Here is a 15,174-nt window from a genome sequence, read left to right on the forward strand (position 1 = left end):
GTTCCAGGCATTCGCCCGGTTGAAAAGCCCTGCCCTCAGGACCGATCAGGAGGCGGTGCTGTTCTCGCTCAAATGCCTGCTCGCCGCGTCGCTGGGGCTGTATGTCTCTCTAAGGATCGGCCTGAATCGCCCGTTCTGGGTGATCGGCACGGTCTATCTGGTATCGCAGCCTCTGTCCGGGGCGACACTCAGCCGCGGCCTGTTCCGCCTGCTCGGTACCGTCGGCGGGGCCATCGCCACCGTCGCGCTGGTGCCACGTTTCGCCAATGCGCCCTTGGTGCTGAGCGCCACGCTCGCCACGTGGATGGCGCTGTGCCTGTACCTGGCGATGCTCGACCGCACGCCACGTGCGTACGCGTTCCTGCTGGCCGGCTATACCACCAGTCTGATTGGTTTTCCTGCGGTGATGGTGCCCGGAGAGGTGTTCACCATCGCCATCACGCGGGTGCAGGAAATCGCCATCGGCATCCTTGCCGCAACGCTGGTCCATGCGCTGGTGATGCCGCGCAGCGTCTCGTCGCGCGTGCACGCACGGGTCGCTGCCGTGCTGGATGACGCGGAACGATGGACACGCGACATGTGCGCCGGTGCATCGGACACGGTGCTGGCGACGGACCGCTCGAAAGTGGCAGCTGACCTGCTCGAACTGCATGTGCTGTCGATCCACCTGCCCTTCGACGGTGCCCAAGGCGTGGCCCAGGTGCAGATCCTGCGTGCCCTGCATGACCGGATGCTGGACGTCCTGATGCTGTCCAGCGCGGTGGAAGATTCCATCGCCCGGCTGCGTTCACCACAGGCCAGCGCAATGGATGCAAGGGGCTGGCGCGATCTGCTGCGGGCCGGCCTGGTCGCGCAACAGGCCGAGCTCGACCTGGCCCACGCCGACTGCCGCGTGCTGCAGGCGCAACTGCACACCGCCCGCCCCGACTGGCGCCTGCATGTACCTGCTCGCCTTGCGCGACATGCGCAGGGTGCGGTACTTCACCGTGATCATCGGCTTGCCCTGCGCAGCGCGCTGGGCGCGTTCGTCGGCATCCTGCTGAGCTGCGTGTTGTGGATCGTTACCGGCTGGTCGGAGGGCGCCACGGCGGTGTCCATCATCGGCACGGCGTGCGTGCTGTTCGGCACGATCGAAGCGCCTGCGCCGCATGTCATGCGCTATCTGGTCGGCTCCGCCCTCGGTGTCGCCGTCGGTCTTGTGTACGCCCTGGTGATCATTCCTTCGCTGTCGGGTATCGCCGGCCTGGTCGCCGCGCTCGCGCCGGTGCTGCTGCTGTGTGGATCGTTCCTGGCCCGGCCGCCCTACATCATGGCCACGCTGGGCGTAGTGCTGACCTTCCCGCTCATCGCCGGCCTGGGTGCTACCAACGCGCTGAACATCGTCGGCGCACTCAACAACAGCGTTGCGTTGTTCGTCGGTACGACGGTGGCACTGTGCAGCATGCAGCTGTTCCAGACCGCCGATGCGAGCCGCAACCGCGCACGGCTGGAGCGTTCGATCCGTCGGGATATCGCACGACACGCCGCTGGACAGGGGGATGTGACCCGCGCCTGGCTCAGCCGCATGCTGGATCGAATCGGACTGCTCGCTCCCAGGTTGCAGGGCCATGCCAGCGCAGCACACGACCTGCGAACGCTGTTTGCGGACGCTCGTGCGGCACGTGCATCCAGCCAACTCCGCGCGCTGGGCAGGCGCCTGGGCGATCCGCGCACCCAGTCGCTTCACGCCGCGCTGGTCGAGCGCATCGCCGCACATTTCAGGATGCGCACTCGTGCGCCACGCAGTGTCGACATCCATCTCCTTGAACTGCTGGACCGCATGCGCGAGGCCGCGACGGCCAGCAGCGGGGATGATCGTGAGCATCTGTCGCACCTGCTCTGCGGATTGCGCCGCGACCTGCTGGCGCCTGCTCTCACCCATCGGCACTGACCTCATGTTTTCTGATCTTTCCATTGATGGCGTGCTGATCCCCGGCCTGCTCGCCGTGGCCGCCGCCGCGCTGGCGCTGTCGATGCTGACCTCGCGCCTGCTCGCCAGTCTCGGCCTGTACCGCCTGTTCGCCGCGCGACCACTGGTGGGCCTGTCCCTGTTCCTGATCCTGGCGGAGCTGATGATCCGGCTTTCGCCCCTGCTCGAGAAATGAAATGAAACACCTGCTTGCCGTCATCGGGCGCTGGAGCGCTACGCTGGTTGTATTCGCGATTGCTGTCGTTGCCGCACTGTCCATCTGGAAGCGTTACGAAACACGCCCGTGGACGCGCGATGGACGGGTGCGCGCCGATGTGGTGCGCGTTGCGTCGGACATGGGCGGGCTGGTCACCCAGGTGCTGGTGCACGACAACCAGCGGGTCAGCGCCGGACAGCTGCTGCTGGTGCTGGACCAGCCGCGCTTCGCTGCCGCACTTGAGAAGGCCGATGCAGCGGTCAGCAGTGCACGCGCCACGCTGGCGCTGGCCCGCCGCGAATCGACGCGGGACAACGCACTGGGCAACCTTGTCGCCTCGGAAACACGCGAACGCAATGCCGCCAAGGTCGATACCGAGTTGGCCGCCTTGGCGCAGGCACGGGCCGAACAGCGCGTTGCCCGGCTCAACGTGCAACGCACCGAGGTACGCGCGAGTACCGATGGCATCGTCACCAACCTGGACCTGCATGCCGGCGACTACCTGCAGCCAGGGGCGCAGGCGCTGGCGCTGATCGATACCCGCAGCCTGCGCATTGAAGGCTACTTCGAGGAAACCAAACTGGGCTGCATCACCGAGGGCGATGCCGCCGTGGCACGGCTGATGGGCGACGACCACGACGTGCGCGGGCACGTGGACACGATCGCCGCCGGCATTGCCGACGATCAGCGCTCCAGCACGCACAACCTGCTCCCCGCCGTGGCGCCGACGTACACCTGGGTGAGGCTGGCACAGCGGATCCCGGTACGCATCCGCATTGATGATGCGCCGCCGGATACCCGCCTGATCGTCGGTCGCACTGCGAGTGTGACCATCACGCCCTCGGCACAGGGAGCCTGCAAGTGAGCCTGCGAACACTACGCTGTGGGTTGCTTGCCCTGCTGCTGCCCCTGACGGCCTGCGTCTCCGGCCCCGACTATCACCTGCCTGCGAATGCCGTCGCGGCCACGCCACGCGCAGCGCAGCCATTCGTCTCGGGCCAGGACGCATCGTTCAACCACGACGCGCCACCGGATCGGTGGTGGCAGCTGTATGGCGACCCCCAGCTTGACGGCTACGTACGCGAAGCACTGGCGGCCAATACCGATCTGCGCGCCGCCGATGCCAATCTTCGGCACGCCAGCGCTACCGTGCTGGAGTATCGCGCGCGCAGCGCCGTGCAGGCCGACGTGGATGCATCGGGCACGCTCACCCATGCTGGTGGTTACACCCAGGCGTCGGCCGCGCCGCAGTCCTATGCGCTGGGCCTTCACCTCTCCTATCCACTGGATCTTGCAGGCGGCATCCGCCGCGGCATCGAAGCCGCCAACGCCGACGCGGAGGCCGTCGCTGCGGCACGCGACCAGGTCCGCGTGGTCGTCGCTGCTGCTGTCACCCGTGCCTATCTCCAGATCTGCACAAGCAATCACACGCTCACTGCAACCCGGCAGGTGCTGGCGATACAGCGCGCCACGCTGGAGGCAACCCGTCGCCTGGCGGCAGGCGGGCGTGGAACGGACTTCGATGTCAGCCGTGCCAGTGCTGCGGTCAACCGCAGCGCGGCGGCGGTGCCGCACCTGCTGGCGGAGCGCCAGGCCGCACTGTTCGAACTGGCCGCACTGATGGGCAGGGTGCCGGCAAACTATCCGAGGGACGTCGAAGCGTGCCCGCGCGCCCCGGCGCTGGAGCAGTCGCTGCCGGTCGGTGAGGGTTGGCAGCTGCTCCAGCGGCGCCCTGACATACGTGCCGCCGAGCGGAGCCTTGCCGCGGCCACGGCGATGATCGGCGTAGAGACCGCAGAACTCTATCCGCGGGTCACCCTGGGCGCCTCCCTGGGCACAGCGGGCATGCGAGGGCAGCTGCTTTCCGCCGACAGTTTCGGGGCGAGCGTCGGGCCGCTGCTGTCATGGCACTGGCCCAACCGCCGCGCGGCCAAAGCCCGCATCGCAGCGGCCGGTGCCAATGCAGATACCGCTCTGGCATCCTTTGACGGCGTCGTGCTGCAGGCACTGCGCCAGACCGAGACCGCGCTTTCTGCCTGCACGCAGGAGCTTGAACGCGAGCGCAGCCTGGCACAGGCGCGTGGGGACGCAGCGCGGGCCGCCGGGCAGGCGCAGCAGCTCTACCGTTTCGGCAGGATCGATTTTCTCGACCTGCTTTCGGCGCAGGCCGCGCTGGCAGATGCGGAGTCGGCACTGGCCGTCTCGCGCGCGGAGCGGGTCGACCGCGAGCTGGACGTTTTCCTTTCGCTGGGCGGAGGCTGGGCCGCGACGGACTCGGCCCAGGGCGGGGCCCCGTGACCCCGTACCCTGGCAGCAACTGCAGGCCGCGCCGTCTGTTCAGAAAAGTGCCTCCCAAACCCGTATTCATTCACACTGATTGCCCTATATTCCCGCCACAGCGCCGCATGCCGCGGCCATGACGGAGGCATCTCCATGAAGACCACACGTTTGCTTGCCATCGCCTTGACCACCGCCACCGCGTTGGCTGCGGCCCCCGCCTTCGCCGATCCGCCGCACCACGCCCGCGGCAACGGCCCGCCGCCGCATGCAGGCGGCCCGCACAACCGCGATGCGCCGCCGCCGGGCTGGCAGAAGAAGGCCTGGCGTCGTGGCGACCGCCTGCCCTGGGCCGAAGTGGACCGCCGCTACTGGGTAGACGATTACGCGCGCTATGACCTGCGCAATCCGGGTCGCGGCCAGCGCTGGGTGCGCCAGTCCGACACCGAGTACCTGTTGGTGGAGATCGCGACCGGCTTGATCATCGACGCGCTGCATCGCTGAATGTGGAGGGCGGCGGGGTCCTGCTGTGGGCCCCTCCGCGCTCCCTCCATGCCGCGGCCGACGTGAATGATGCGAACCACTGGGTTCCAGAGCGCGCTGCTCGCTGCTTGGCTCATCGCAGGCCTCTTTTCGGTAATCCATTCAATACGCGATTCACGCAGCCCCGCTGATTGAACGGAATCGGGTGCGGACCAGTCGCACCCACGATTCATTCAGCCAAGGCATTGGCATCCGGCAAGGGATCGGGCAGAGTTCGGCCACGCGCAAGGACGCATGCCATGACCCGCCTGCTGATCATCGAAGACAACCCCGAGCTGGTTGCCAACCTGTATGCCTTCTTTGAACCGCTGGGCTACGTCCTGGACGACGCCCGCGACGGGGCCAGCGGACTGCGCCGGGCCACGCAACACGACTACGATGCCATCCTGCTGGACCTGATGCTGCCGCGCCTGGACGGCATGACGCTGTGCCAGAAGCTGCGCCAGGAGTTCCAGAACCCGGTGCCGATCCTGATGCTGACCGCGCGTGACCCAGTCGAAGACCGCGTGCAGGGCCTGGCCCTGGGCGCGGATGACTATCTGGTCAAACCCTTCTCGCTGAAGGAGCTGGATGCGCGGATCAAGGCCCTGGTGCGACGCGCGCAGGGCCGCCAGGTCGACAGCGTACTGGCGTGGAAGGACCTGCAGGTAGATACGCGCTCGCCGCAGGCGTGGCGGCAGGGACGCTGCATCGCGCTGACGCCCACCTCGCACAAGCTCCTGGTGTGTCTGGTACGCGCGGCACCCGCCGTGGTCCGCAAGCAGGAGATGGAATACCTGGTCTGGGGCGACGAGCCACCGGACAGCGGCGCGCTGCGTACCCACATCCATGAGCTGCGCCTGCAGGTGGAACGCAGTTTCGACACCACGCTGATCGCCACGGTGCACAGCGTCGGCTGGCGCATGCCGGCGTGACCCCTGCCGCTCTCTACCGCCGCCTGACCCTGCGTACCCGCATCACGATCTCGTTCGTGCTGCTGATGGCCGGCGCCATGGGCTTCATCGTCCTGGCCGAACAGGTGGACTACGACCAGGTCAGGGCCGCGGTCATCGCGCAGACCCAAGACAGTGCCGTGCACAAGCTGCAGGCAGCACTAGCCCGTGGCGAACGCCCCGCCCTGCCCTCGGGCAGCCAGCTGTACGACCACGATAGCGTGCCGATGGTCCTGCGCCAGTACGGCCTGGGCTACCACGGCGAAGCAGCACCCAACGAGTGGCACCTGCGTGTGTTCGACAGTGGCGGCCAACGCTACTACCTGCTGCAGGACGCTGCACCCTATGGCTACCTGGAATACCTGATCAACGCCTTTGCAGCGCTGGTCATTTCGATCTGCGTGCTCGGCGCCTTCCTGATCGGTCGCAAGGTGGCGTCGCACGTCATCGCGCCCATCACGCAGTTGGCCGATGCTGTGCAGAGCGGGCGGAAACCCTTTCCCTGCCAGGACGCACGCGACGAGATCGGCGTTCTGGCCCGCGCCTTTGCCCGGCATAGTGATGAACTGGAGCGTTTCCTGCACCGCGAGCAATGCTTCAGCGGCGATGCCAGCCATGAGCTGCGTACGCCGCTGGCCATCATCGGCGGTGCTGCGGAAACCCTTGCCTGCCAGCTTCCTCCTGACAGCCACCTGGTTCCCAGCGCGGAGCGCATCCTGCGTACCACCCAGGAGATGCAGCGCCAGTTGTCCTGCCTGCTGTTGCTCTCACGTTCCCCCGGCTCAGTCCCGCGCAGCGAGGTGGCTTTGCGTCCGTTGATCGAGTCCTGCGTGGAGCGCTGCCAGGCCTGGCTGGCCGGCAAGCCGGTCGGCATCATCGTTGATCCCGGTCGAGAGGTGACAATGCACGCCAATCCGGACCTGGTACACAGCGTGATCTGGAACCTGACGCGCAACGCCTGCCAATACACCGAACAGGGAAAGGTCCGGATCACCCTGGACACCACTGCACTGATCATCGCAGACACCGGCCCCGGCCTGCCCTCCAGCATCGACCCGCAGCAGTTCCAACGATTCGTGCCCGGGGCACCGCTCAGCGGTGAAGGATTGGGACTGTCCATCGTGCAGCGCATCGTCGAACACCTTGGCTGGACGATGACAGTACAGTCCTCGGAGCACGGCTGCCGGTTCGCCCTGCACTGGCCTGCGGCCCGCATCTGACGTATTCCTGACAGCGGCGTGCACATGCTCGGGGTTGCCCCCGACTTTGAAAACGCCATGCAGCATCCCAAACACAGCGGCAAGTATCCGCACGGCAAGACCGGCCTGAGCCGCATCTTCCACACCCTGATCCATTCGCGCGATGGCTTCATCGCGACCTTCCGCGGCGAGGCCGCCTTTCGCCAGCTCCTGCTCCTGCACGCGCTGTTGATCACTGCAGCTTTCGTGCTGGACATCAGCACGACCGAGCGCGCGCTGTTGCTGGCGGTCTGCCTCATCAGCCTGCTGGTGGAACTGCTCAACTCGGCAATCGAGGCCGTGGTTGATCGCATCTCGCTGCAGCAGCATCCGCTGTCCAAGAACGCCAAGGACATGGGCAGCGCCGCGCAGACCACCGCATTGTTGATGGTCGGCGCGGTGTGGGGCGTGATCCTGCTGGGCTAGCCCGGCCAGGCTGACAACTTCCTGATAAAGCCGTTTCGATACTGCGCGCACTCCTGTTCCGCGGAACCTGCTCGTGCGCCAATGCCTCCGTTTTCCACGGTCCCATCCAATCGTTCTGGTCTGGGCCGCCGCACTGTTCTTCGCCACGATTGGAAACATCGCCCTCTGGAAGACGCTGTGGGGGCTGATTGATCTCAACGGTGTGCGCAGCATCCTGTTCCTGGCCACCCTGCCGCTGCTGCTGTTCTGCCTGTTCAATCTGATGCTGACGCCACTGCTGGCGCTACCCTTCGTGCGCAAGCCGTTGCTGGTGGTGCTCCTCGTCGTCAGCGCCGCCTGCAGCTACTTCATGCTGCACTACAACGTGCTGATCGACCGCAGCATGGTGCAGAACGTGTTCGAGACCAACCAGGCCGAACTGAACGCCTATCTGTCGCTGCCGCTGCTGCTCACGCTGCTGGCGCTGGGCGTGCTGCCCGCTGCCGGGCTGGCCCTGGTGCGCACCACCAGCGGGGCCGGTTCGATACGTTCCCTGCTGGTGTGGCCGGCCAACGTCCTGGCGTCGCTGGTGATGCTGCTGGTGATCGGCTTTGCGTTCTACAAGGACTACTCCTCACTGCTGCGCAATAACCGCTACATCCGCGACCAGGCGCTGCCGTTGAACGTGATGCGCCATACCCACGGTTACCTGAAAAGCCTCTACAGCACCCGCCAGCAACCGTTGCGCCCGATCGGCACGGACGCGCGGCGCATTCCGGGCCCGCGCCCGAAGCTGGTGGTCATGGTCGTCGGCGAGACCGCGCGGTCACAGAACTTCCAGCTCAACGGCTACCCACGCGCGACCAATCCCCGGCTCTCGCGCAAGGAAGGCGTCATCAGCTTCAGTGATGTTTCCTCATGCGGCACCGCAACGGCGATCTCGGTGCCCTGCATGTTCTCGCAGATGACCCGCCAGCAATACGACGACGTCCGCGCGGCGACCGAGGAGAACGTGCTCGACATCCTGCAGCGTAGCGGCGTCGGCGTGCTCTGGCGCAACAACAACAATGGCGGCTGCAAGGGCGTGTGCGAGCGCGTGCCGACCGAGGACATGCCTGCGCTGAAGGTGGCCGGCCAGTGCGTCAACGCCGACGGCACCTGCTACGACGACGTGCTGCTGCATCAGCTCGGCGCACGCATCGACGCCATCCACGGCGATGCCCTGGTCGTGCTGCATCAACTCGGCAGCCATGGGCCGACCTACTTTGAACGGTATCCCGCAGCGTCGCGGGCCTTCAGCCCGACCTGCGACAGCAACCAGATCCAGCACTGCAGCAACGAGGCACTGGTCAACACCTATGACAACACCCTGGTGCATACCGACCGGGTGCTGGCGGAGACCATCGACCTGCTGCAGGGTTATTCGGACCAGCGCGATGTCGCGCTGATCTATGTGTCCGACCATGGCGAGTCGCTCGGCGAACGCGGCATGTACCTTCACGGTACGCCTTACTTCATCGCACCGCGCGAGCAGACCCAGGTGCCGCTGGTGATGTGGTTCTCAGCGGGCTTCGGCCGCAACGCGGGCCTGGACACGGCCTGCCTGCGTGGGAATGCCCTGCACCGGGCGCACAGCCACGACAACGTCTTCCACTCGCTGCTGGGCCTGTTTGGCGTCAGCAGCGTCGTGTACGAACGCGATCTGGATGTGTTTGCCGGATGCCGCGCGTCGGGTTCGCCGGCTGTGGCCGCCACGCCGGTGAAGAAGCAGCGCCGGCTGATGCCGATCGCTGCCCGCAACGTGGCGCGCTACTGCGCCGCCAGGGCGAAATCCAGGCCGGCGCACACCGCCGCCACCTGGGCGTCGTTGCATTCCTGCGGGTTGGTGCGCGGGCTGTCCGGGTAGACCTCGGTGGTGGTGGCAAAACGCGCGTCGGTGAAGCCGGCGCAGGCGCCGATCGAACGCGACTCGCCCCAGACCACGCCCGGCGACTGCAGCGGCAGGCCGACCAGGTTGCCTTCGGCATCGGCCGGGGCGATGTGGGTGACGGGCGCCACTGCGGCGATCAGGGCCTTCTGGAACTCGGCCTGCGGGTCTTCGCTGTTGCCGATCACATAGAAGCCATCGGGAATCGTGTCGCGCTCGAACGGCTTGCCATCGCGGGCGCAACGCGCCGGGTCGAACTCGTGCAGGTCGCTGTCGGTGGTTTCGTGCAGGTCCAGGTGCACCAGCAGGTTCGGCTTGCGCTCAGCCACCCAGCGCATAAGCGCAGCGGCCTCTTCGATCTGGCCGCCGTCACGGAAGCTGCGGTTGGGGTCGATGGCATCCGGGTTCCAGCGCTGGATGCGCTCGTAGCCCCACGGACTGACGCACGGCGCCACGATCAGGTTCAGCCGGCCCAGGTAACGCTCGGCCTGCTGTTCCAGGAACTGCAGGGCGCCATGCACGCCGCTGGTCTCGTAGCCATGCACGCCGCCGGTGATCAGCGCGGTCGGCAGCGCCGGGTTCCAGTCGTGGTTGACCACCGCGAACAGCGGGTAATGGTCCGGCGCATAGTCCAGCTGGCCGTACTGGATCACATCGAAGCTATCGTCCAGGCGCTCGAGCGCGGCCACCACGTCATCGTGGTAGCTGCGCTGGCGCTGCTGGCGGGCCCGCCACTGTGCGCGTTCCGCGTCGCCCCAGGGCTGTCCGGGGGTGCCGATCGGGTAGAACTGCGCAACAGTCATGGGGTACTCCAGGGGTCGAACGGATGGATGCAGCCGGACATTCTAAGCCTTGTCGCGCCTGCGGGTACCGCCACCCAGGCCCCGCCTTCATCCAGCCGGGGTCATCTGGTTGTAAAATCAACGGTTTTTGGCCCCTCACCCCTTGATGGCGAACGCAGCGCAGCCGGTCCTGGGTGGACCGGAGTTCCTCCGCCTGCTCGCCCGTCTCAGCGACGGCGCGATGCCGGCCAGCAGTCCCGCCCTGACCGATCGCCTCGGCCAGTGGGTGGACTGGAGCCGTGCCGTGGCCCTGTCCGGCGCGTTGGGCGGACGCCTGCCCGACCCCGGCGAGGCTGCCGAGGGGGTCGAGGATGTACTGGCCGACTGCGCCCAGGCCCATGCCAGCCTGCTGGCCTCCATCCGCGAGGACGCCGAGGCCGAGCGCCTGCTGGACCTGGCCGAGGCCGCTGCCGCACCCAACTTCGCTTCGCTGCGCCAGCGCTACCGGGTGCTGCAGCAGGCCATCCAGACCGCCACCGGGCGCCTGCGCGGCCGACTGCGCGACCAGCTGGTGCAGGCGTCGCCCGACCTGGCTCGGCTGGCCGAAGTAGATGCGGTGATGGAACAGACCCTCACCCCGCGCGAGCACAGCCTGCTGGCAATCGCGCCGACGGTGCTCGGCGCCCGCTTTGAACGCGTGCACGGCCAGCCCGGCTGGCGCGCGGCCTTCCGCCACGACATGCGCACGCTGCTGCTGGCTGAGCTGCAGCTGCGCTTCCACCCGATCCAAGGGCTGCAAGACGCCCTGCGCTCCCACTGACCGGAACACCATGTCCAGAACTGCTTTCCATGTCATTGTTTTCCTTGTCGGCCTGTTGGCCGTGTGCTGGATCGGCATTGGCTATGTGTCGGTGCATCCGCTGGGTGCAGCGGTGGCGGCGATCATCGCGGCCTGCTACATCGCCGGCGGCGTCGAGCTGTACCGCTACCGCCAGGCCAGCAACGGCCTGCGCGCCGCACTGAACGACCTGTCCAGCGCGAAGGAAAGCCTTGCCCCCTGGCTGGAGCGCGTGCCGGTGGGCCTGCGCAACGCCGTGCGCCTGCGCGTGGAAGGCGAGCGCACTGCCCTGCCCGCGCCGGTGCTGACCCCGTACCTGGTCGGCCTGCTGGTGTTGCTGGGCATGCTCGGCACCCTGCTGGGCATGATGGATACCCTGCGCGGCACCGGCCTGGCCCTGCAGAGCGCCACCGACATGGCTGCCATCCGCGGCTCGCTGGCCTCGCCGGTGCAGGGCCTTGCGGTGGCCTTCGGTACCTCGATCGCCGGTGTGGCCAGCTCGGCCATGCTCGGCCTGCTGGCGGCGCTGCTGCGCCGCGATCGCCTGCAGGCCGTGCAGCAGCTGGACCGCGCCATTGCCGGCGACCTGCACCCGCATTCGCAGGCCTGGCAGCGCGCCGAATCGCTGCGCCTGCTGCAGGCACAGTCCGCCGCGCTGCCGGCGCTGGTCGACCGCCTGCAGGCGATGACGCAGACCTTTGAAAGGCACAGCACGGCTGCAAACGAGCGCCTGCTGTCCGGCCAGGCCGAGTTCCTGACCCAGAGCCAGGCCCTGCAGGAACGGCTGGCCCTGTCGCTGCAGCAGTCGCTGCGCGAAGGGGCCGAAGCCAGCGCCGCAGCCATCGGTGGCGCGCTGCGGCCGATGGCGGAAACCACGCTGGCGGGCCTGGCCCAGCACGGCGAGGCGCTGCATGCCCGTGTCGAGCGGGCCGTGCAACAGCAGTTGGCGGGGCTGAGCGACGGTTTCGAACGCAGCCGGGTCGCCACCGAAGCCAGCTGGGCCAAGGTGGTGAGTGAACAGACCCAGGCGCAGCAGGCGCTGGTGAGCGAACTGCGCCAGCACCTGCAGGCCTTCAGCGATGGTCAGGGCACGCACGCCGAAGCACTGGTCACGCGTATCGGCGAGCGCCTGCAGGCCGATGCACAGAGCAATGCAGACGCCTTGCGTGCCGCCGCCGAGCAGCAGCAGGCCCTCAACAGCGCGCTGGTCGAGCGCCAGCAGCAGGCGTTGATCGCCGCCAGCGAACATCTGGATGCGCGTGCGCAGGCGCTGCTGCAGGCACTGGAGCAGCAGCACAGCGCCAGCCAGTCACTGCTGCAGGATCATGAAGCGCAGCGCTCGCAGCAGTGGCAGGCCGCGCAGACCGCCGCCGCGACCGCGCATGCCGAGCTGCAGGCCAGCCTGGACAGCCGCGAGCAGCAGCGCCAGGCGCGCTGGGACGCGGTCAGCGCCGAGTTGCAGCAGGCCCACGCCGCGCTGCAGGCGCAGCTGCAGGCCGGCGACGAACAGCGCCTGCAGCGCTGGAGCGATGCCTTGCAGCACCTTTCCAGCGACCTGGCCGAGCGCCTGCAGGCCAACGGCGAACGCCTGGCCGCGCAGCAGCAGCAGGTCTGCGACACGCTGGCGGCCACCGCACAGCAGATCGGCGAGAACGGTCGCGCGCAGGCCAGCGCCACGCTGGCTGAAGTTTCCGCCCTGCTGCAGACCGCGGCGGCGGCACCGAAAGCTGCTGCCGACGTCATCAACGAGCTGCGCAGCACGCTGTCCGAGAGTCTGGTGCGCGACAACGCGATGCTGGAAGAGCGCGGCCGCCTGCTGGCCACCGTGCAGACCCTGCTCGATGCGATCAACCATGCCTCGCACGAACAGCGCACCGCCGTGGACGCGCTGGTCGGTGGCTCGGCCGAGCTGCTGGAGCGCGTTGGCAATCGCTTTACCGACCATATCGCCGCAGAGACCGGCAAGCTGGATGGCATTGCCGCAGCGCTCAACGGCAGCGCAGGTGAAGTCAGCCAGCTGGCCGCCTCCTTCGGCGAGGCCGTCGCGCAGTTCGGCAACGCCTCCACCGAGTTGTCCGGCCGCCTGGAACAGATCGGTGGCGCGCTGGATGCCTCGCTGGCCCGCAGCGATGAGCAGCTGGCTTACTACGTGGCGCAGGCGCGCGAGGTGGTCGACCTCAGCCTGCTGTCGCAGAAGCAGGTGATGGAAGAACTGCAGCAGCTGGCCGCACGCCGCGGCAAGGCCGGCAGCGCATGAGCGACGAGCTGGAGGTTGACGGCGGCTCGCACGCCCCGATCTGGGCCGCCTTCGGCGACCTGATGTCGGTGCTGCTGGGTGCGTTCGTGCTGATACTGGTAGGTGTTGTCGCGGTGCAGCTGGAGCTGTCGCAGCGGTTGGACCAGGAAGTGAAGCAGCGCCAGGCCGAAGCCAAGCGCCTGCAGACGCTCGAACAGGCACTGGCTGGCCCGCTGGCTGCCGGTCGCGTGACGCTGGTCGACGGCCGCATTGGCATCAGCGGCAGCGTGCTGTTCGCGCTCAACTCCGACCAGCTGCAGCCGGAAGGCCAGGAGCTGCTGCGCAGCCTGGCCGCGCCGCTGGCCGCCTACCTGGGCAGCCGCGAGGAGATCCTGATGGTCAGCGGCTTCACCGACGATGCGCCGGTGCGCGAAGGCAACCGCCGCTTCGCCGACAACTGGGAGCTGTCCGCGCAGCGTTCGCTGACCGTGACCCGCACCCTGATTGCCGACGGCGTACCCGCTGATGCCGTGTTCGCCGCCGCGTTCGGCAGCGAGCAGCCGGTCAGTTCCAACGCCAATGAGGAAGGCCGCGCACGCAACCGCCGCGTGGAGATCGCGCCGATTCCCAAGCCCAAGGCGGCGGATGGCAAGTAAGCCGCCCGCCCTGGAAGGCCTGCGCGCATTGGTGCGTGACCTCGATGCGGGGTCGCGCTCGCTGCCGCATTACCCGCAGGTGCCGATGCTGCAGCAGGTGCAGCGCGAGTGGTCGGAGCTGCGCAGCGAACTGCAGGTGCGCCGCTCGCTGCGCGCCGAGGCCCCGGCCGATGGCGGCCCGCTGAACTCGGCGGTGCTGGTGCAACGCATGCTCGACACGATGCAGGCCACCAGCCCCGGCTACCTGCGGCATTTCATCGACTATGTGGACACCTTGTCCTGGCTGCAGGCGCTGCAGGACAGCGCCGCCAGCGGCGGTGAGACCGCAAAGCCGAAACGGACACGCAAGCCGCGCAGCGCGGGTTGAACACATTACGCCGACCTCGTTCGGCGCCCCTTGGACACGACAATCCTGATCCACGCTGCTGGTTACGCCAACATTGCTTGGCGCTTATCGACTCCCAGCAGCGCTGCTGTCCAATCGCTACCGCGAGCCAACCACGTCAATGGTTGACCAACTTGAACAGCTTGGGGCGACTACCATTGACGTCGAATGAAGAATTCCACAGTGTCTGACTGCCCTCATTGCACACGAATTCAATCTCAACAAATGCAGCCTTCAGTAGAAGCCAGACTTCTCAAGCTCCGCGCGAATCTCAACGAAGCCGAGATGTACCTTGGCCCTCCACTTGGACGTTCTCACGTCGACGCGCTCCAGAGCTTGGTGCTTTCTACGCTAGGTATCACCCTGCCGGAGTCCTATCTGGGCTTTCTTTCACGCCACGATGGCTTGGCGGCAGCAGGAGTCTTCCTCTACTCGAGCACTTCACGCTCATACCGCGATGGCGGGTCAGCGCTTGCTTTGGTGGAAATGAACCTTCTCGCTTGCGACCAGGGATCCATGGGCGGCTATGTAGAACTCGGAGAGAGCGATATGGATTGCTACGTCTTTGAATTCGCAACAGGGCGGTACCAGGTCCGTGACAAAGTAGCGTTCGATAATGTCTACGAAGAATTCACTTCATTAGATGGCCTACTCGGTCACATCATCGGTCTGATCGAACAGCATTGCTGAACAAACAGATTCAAGAATGCCCATGCCACGCCGGGTTGGCATTCACAGCTACACCGGCTGCCTTCTGAATCAGCCGAGTCATGGGTTCGGCTCTGAGGAC

General features: G+C 67.0%; 15 protein-coding genes. 14 read left to right on the top strand and 1 reads right to left on the bottom strand.

Annotated elements, in window-relative coordinates; translation table 11 throughout:
• Positions 1 to 55 precede the first annotated feature (55 nt).
• The 9 genes from KXV01_RS09210 (at position 56) to KXV01_RS09250 (ending at position 9,466) form a co-directional block, all read left to right on the top strand.
• Positions 56 to 1,930 carry an FUSC family protein gene (locus KXV01_RS09210; RefSeq protein WP_099495997.1) on the top strand — a complete coding sequence of 625 codons (1,875 nt, stop codon included), beginning with the start codon at positions 56 to 58 and terminating at the stop codon, positions 1,928 to 1,930.
• Positions 1,931 to 1,934: 4 nt separating this feature from the next.
• A complete protein-coding gene (locus KXV01_RS09215; RefSeq protein WP_099487924.1) occupies positions 1,935 to 2,144 on the top strand; it encodes a DUF1656 domain-containing protein in 210 nt (69 codons plus the stop codon).
• A gap of 1 nt (position 2,145) precedes the next feature.
• Positions 2,146 to 3,030 (top strand): biotin/lipoyl-binding protein, encoded by an 885-nt coding sequence (locus KXV01_RS09220; protein ID WP_049413089.1) that lies wholly within the window; start codon positions 2,146 to 2,148, stop codon positions 3,028 to 3,030.
• Positions 3,027 to 4,463, top strand: a complete 1,437-nt coding sequence (locus KXV01_RS09225; RefSeq protein WP_099487928.1) for an efflux transporter outer membrane subunit — start codon at positions 3,027 to 3,029, stop codon at positions 4,461 to 4,463. The genes KXV01_RS09220 and KXV01_RS09225 overlap by 4 nt, the downstream gene beginning before the upstream one ends.
• 135 nt (positions 4,464 to 4,598) lie before the next feature.
• On the top strand, positions 4,599 to 4,946 hold the full coding sequence (locus tag KXV01_RS09230; protein WP_021204235.1) for an RcnB family protein: 348 nt from the start codon (positions 4,599 to 4,601) through the stop codon (positions 4,944 to 4,946).
• Between the two features lie 278 nt (positions 4,947 to 5,224).
• Complete coding sequence (locus tag KXV01_RS09235; RefSeq protein WP_099495994.1) at positions 5,225 to 5,899, top strand: response regulator transcription factor; 675 nt, start codon at positions 5,225 to 5,227, stop codon at positions 5,897 to 5,899.
• Positions 5,896 to 7,137, top strand: coding sequence for a HAMP domain-containing sensor histidine kinase (locus tag KXV01_RS09240; protein WP_049440591.1), 1,242 nt, complete (start codon positions 5,896 to 5,898; stop codon positions 7,135 to 7,137). Before KXV01_RS09235 ends, KXV01_RS09240 begins: the two co-directional genes overlap by 4 nt.
• Positions 7,138 to 7,194: 57 nt before the next feature.
• Positions 7,195 to 7,581 carry a diacylglycerol kinase gene (locus KXV01_RS09245; RefSeq protein WP_099495993.1) on the top strand — a complete coding sequence of 129 codons (387 nt, stop codon included), beginning with the start codon at positions 7,195 to 7,197 and terminating at the stop codon, positions 7,579 to 7,581.
• A 73-nt stretch (positions 7,582 to 7,654) separates the two neighbouring features.
• Positions 7,655 to 9,466: a phosphoethanolamine--lipid A transferase gene (locus tag KXV01_RS09250; protein ID WP_263467726.1), complete on the top strand. Its 1,812-nt coding sequence runs from the start codon at positions 7,655 to 7,657 to the stop codon at positions 9,464 to 9,466.
• On the opposite strand, the gene KXV01_RS09255 is transcribed toward KXV01_RS09250, so the two are convergent.
• On the bottom strand, positions 9,370 to 10,290 hold the full coding sequence (locus KXV01_RS09255) for a M14 family metallocarboxypeptidase (RefSeq protein ID WP_032962492.1): 921 nt from the start codon (positions 10,288 to 10,290) through the stop codon (positions 9,370 to 9,372). The genes KXV01_RS09250 and KXV01_RS09255 overlap by 97 nt on opposite strands.
• A gap of 145 nt (positions 10,291 to 10,435) precedes the next feature.
• Here KXV01_RS09255 and KXV01_RS09260 point away from each other — a divergent pair, with 145 nt between their 5' ends.
• The 5 genes from KXV01_RS09260 (at position 10,436) to KXV01_RS09280 (ending at position 15,074) form a co-directional block, all read left to right on the top strand.
• The gene (locus KXV01_RS09260) at positions 10,436 to 11,089 is read left to right on the top strand and encodes a DUF3348 family protein (protein ID WP_049413072.1); all 654 of its coding nucleotides are present in this window, start codon (positions 10,436 to 10,438) and stop codon (positions 11,087 to 11,089) included.
• Between the two features lie 10 nt (positions 11,090 to 11,099).
• The gene (locus tag KXV01_RS09265) at positions 11,100 to 13,364 is read left to right on the top strand and encodes a DUF802 domain-containing protein (RefSeq protein WP_099495991.1); all 2,265 of its coding nucleotides are present in this window, start codon (positions 11,100 to 11,102) and stop codon (positions 13,362 to 13,364) included.
• Positions 13,361 to 13,999 carry an OmpA family protein gene (locus KXV01_RS09270; RefSeq protein WP_021204244.1) on the top strand — a complete coding sequence of 213 codons (639 nt, stop codon included), beginning with the start codon at positions 13,361 to 13,363 and terminating at the stop codon, positions 13,997 to 13,999. The genes KXV01_RS09265 and KXV01_RS09270 overlap by 4 nt, the downstream gene beginning before the upstream one ends.
• On the top strand, positions 13,989 to 14,366 hold the full coding sequence (locus KXV01_RS09275; RefSeq protein WP_099495990.1) for a DUF2894 domain-containing protein: 378 nt from the start codon (positions 13,989 to 13,991) through the stop codon (positions 14,364 to 14,366). The genes KXV01_RS09270 and KXV01_RS09275 overlap by 11 nt, the downstream gene beginning before the upstream one ends.
• A gap of 186 nt (positions 14,367 to 14,552) precedes the next feature.
• Positions 14,553 to 15,074, top strand: a complete 522-nt coding sequence (locus KXV01_RS09280) for a YrhA family protein (protein WP_241896208.1) — start codon at positions 14,553 to 14,555, stop codon at positions 15,072 to 15,074.
• Positions 15,075 to 15,174: the final 100 nt, after the last annotated feature.

It is taken from the genome of Stenotrophomonas sp. Ps181, from assembly GCF_025697425.1.
GTDB classification, from domain to species: domain Bacteria; phylum Pseudomonadota; class Gammaproteobacteria; order Xanthomonadales; family Xanthomonadaceae; genus Stenotrophomonas; species Stenotrophomonas sepilia.

What these genes read in the sequence shown, in the direction of transcription:
- KXV01_RS09255 (WP_032962492.1), bottom strand. Translation starts at nt 10,290, where the DNA reads ATGACTGTTGCGCAGTTCTACCCGATCGGCACCCCCGGACAGCCCTGG.
- KXV01_RS09275 (WP_099495990.1), top strand. Translation starts at nt 13,989, where the DNA reads ATGGCAAGTAAGCCGCCCGCCCTGGAAGGCCTGCGCGCATTGGTGCGT.
- KXV01_RS09230 (WP_021204235.1), top strand. Translation starts at nt 4,599, where the DNA reads ATGAAGACCACACGTTTGCTTGCCATCGCCTTGACCACCGCCACCGCG.
- KXV01_RS09235 (WP_099495994.1), top strand. Translation starts at nt 5,225, where the DNA reads ATGACCCGCCTGCTGATCATCGAAGACAACCCCGAGCTGGTTGCCAAC.
- KXV01_RS09215 (WP_099487924.1), top strand. Translation starts at nt 1,935, where the DNA reads ATGTTTTCTGATCTTTCCATTGATGGCGTGCTGATCCCCGGCCTGCTC.
- KXV01_RS09265 (WP_099495991.1), top strand. Translation starts at nt 11,100, where the DNA reads ATGTCCAGAACTGCTTTCCATGTCATTGTTTTCCTTGTCGGCCTGTTG.
- KXV01_RS09245 (WP_099495993.1), top strand. Translation starts at nt 7,195, where the DNA reads ATGCAGCATCCCAAACACAGCGGCAAGTATCCGCACGGCAAGACCGGC.
- KXV01_RS09220 (WP_049413089.1), top strand. Translation starts at nt 2,146, where the DNA reads ATGAAACACCTGCTTGCCGTCATCGGGCGCTGGAGCGCTACGCTGGTT.
- KXV01_RS09280 (WP_241896208.1), top strand. Translation starts at nt 14,553, where the DNA reads ATGAAGAATTCCACAGTGTCTGACTGCCCTCATTGCACACGAATTCAA.
- KXV01_RS09270 (WP_021204244.1), top strand. Translation starts at nt 13,361, where the DNA reads ATGAGCGACGAGCTGGAGGTTGACGGCGGCTCGCACGCCCCGATCTGG.
- KXV01_RS09260 (WP_049413072.1), top strand. Translation starts at nt 10,436, where the DNA reads ATGGCGAACGCAGCGCAGCCGGTCCTGGGTGGACCGGAGTTCCTCCGC.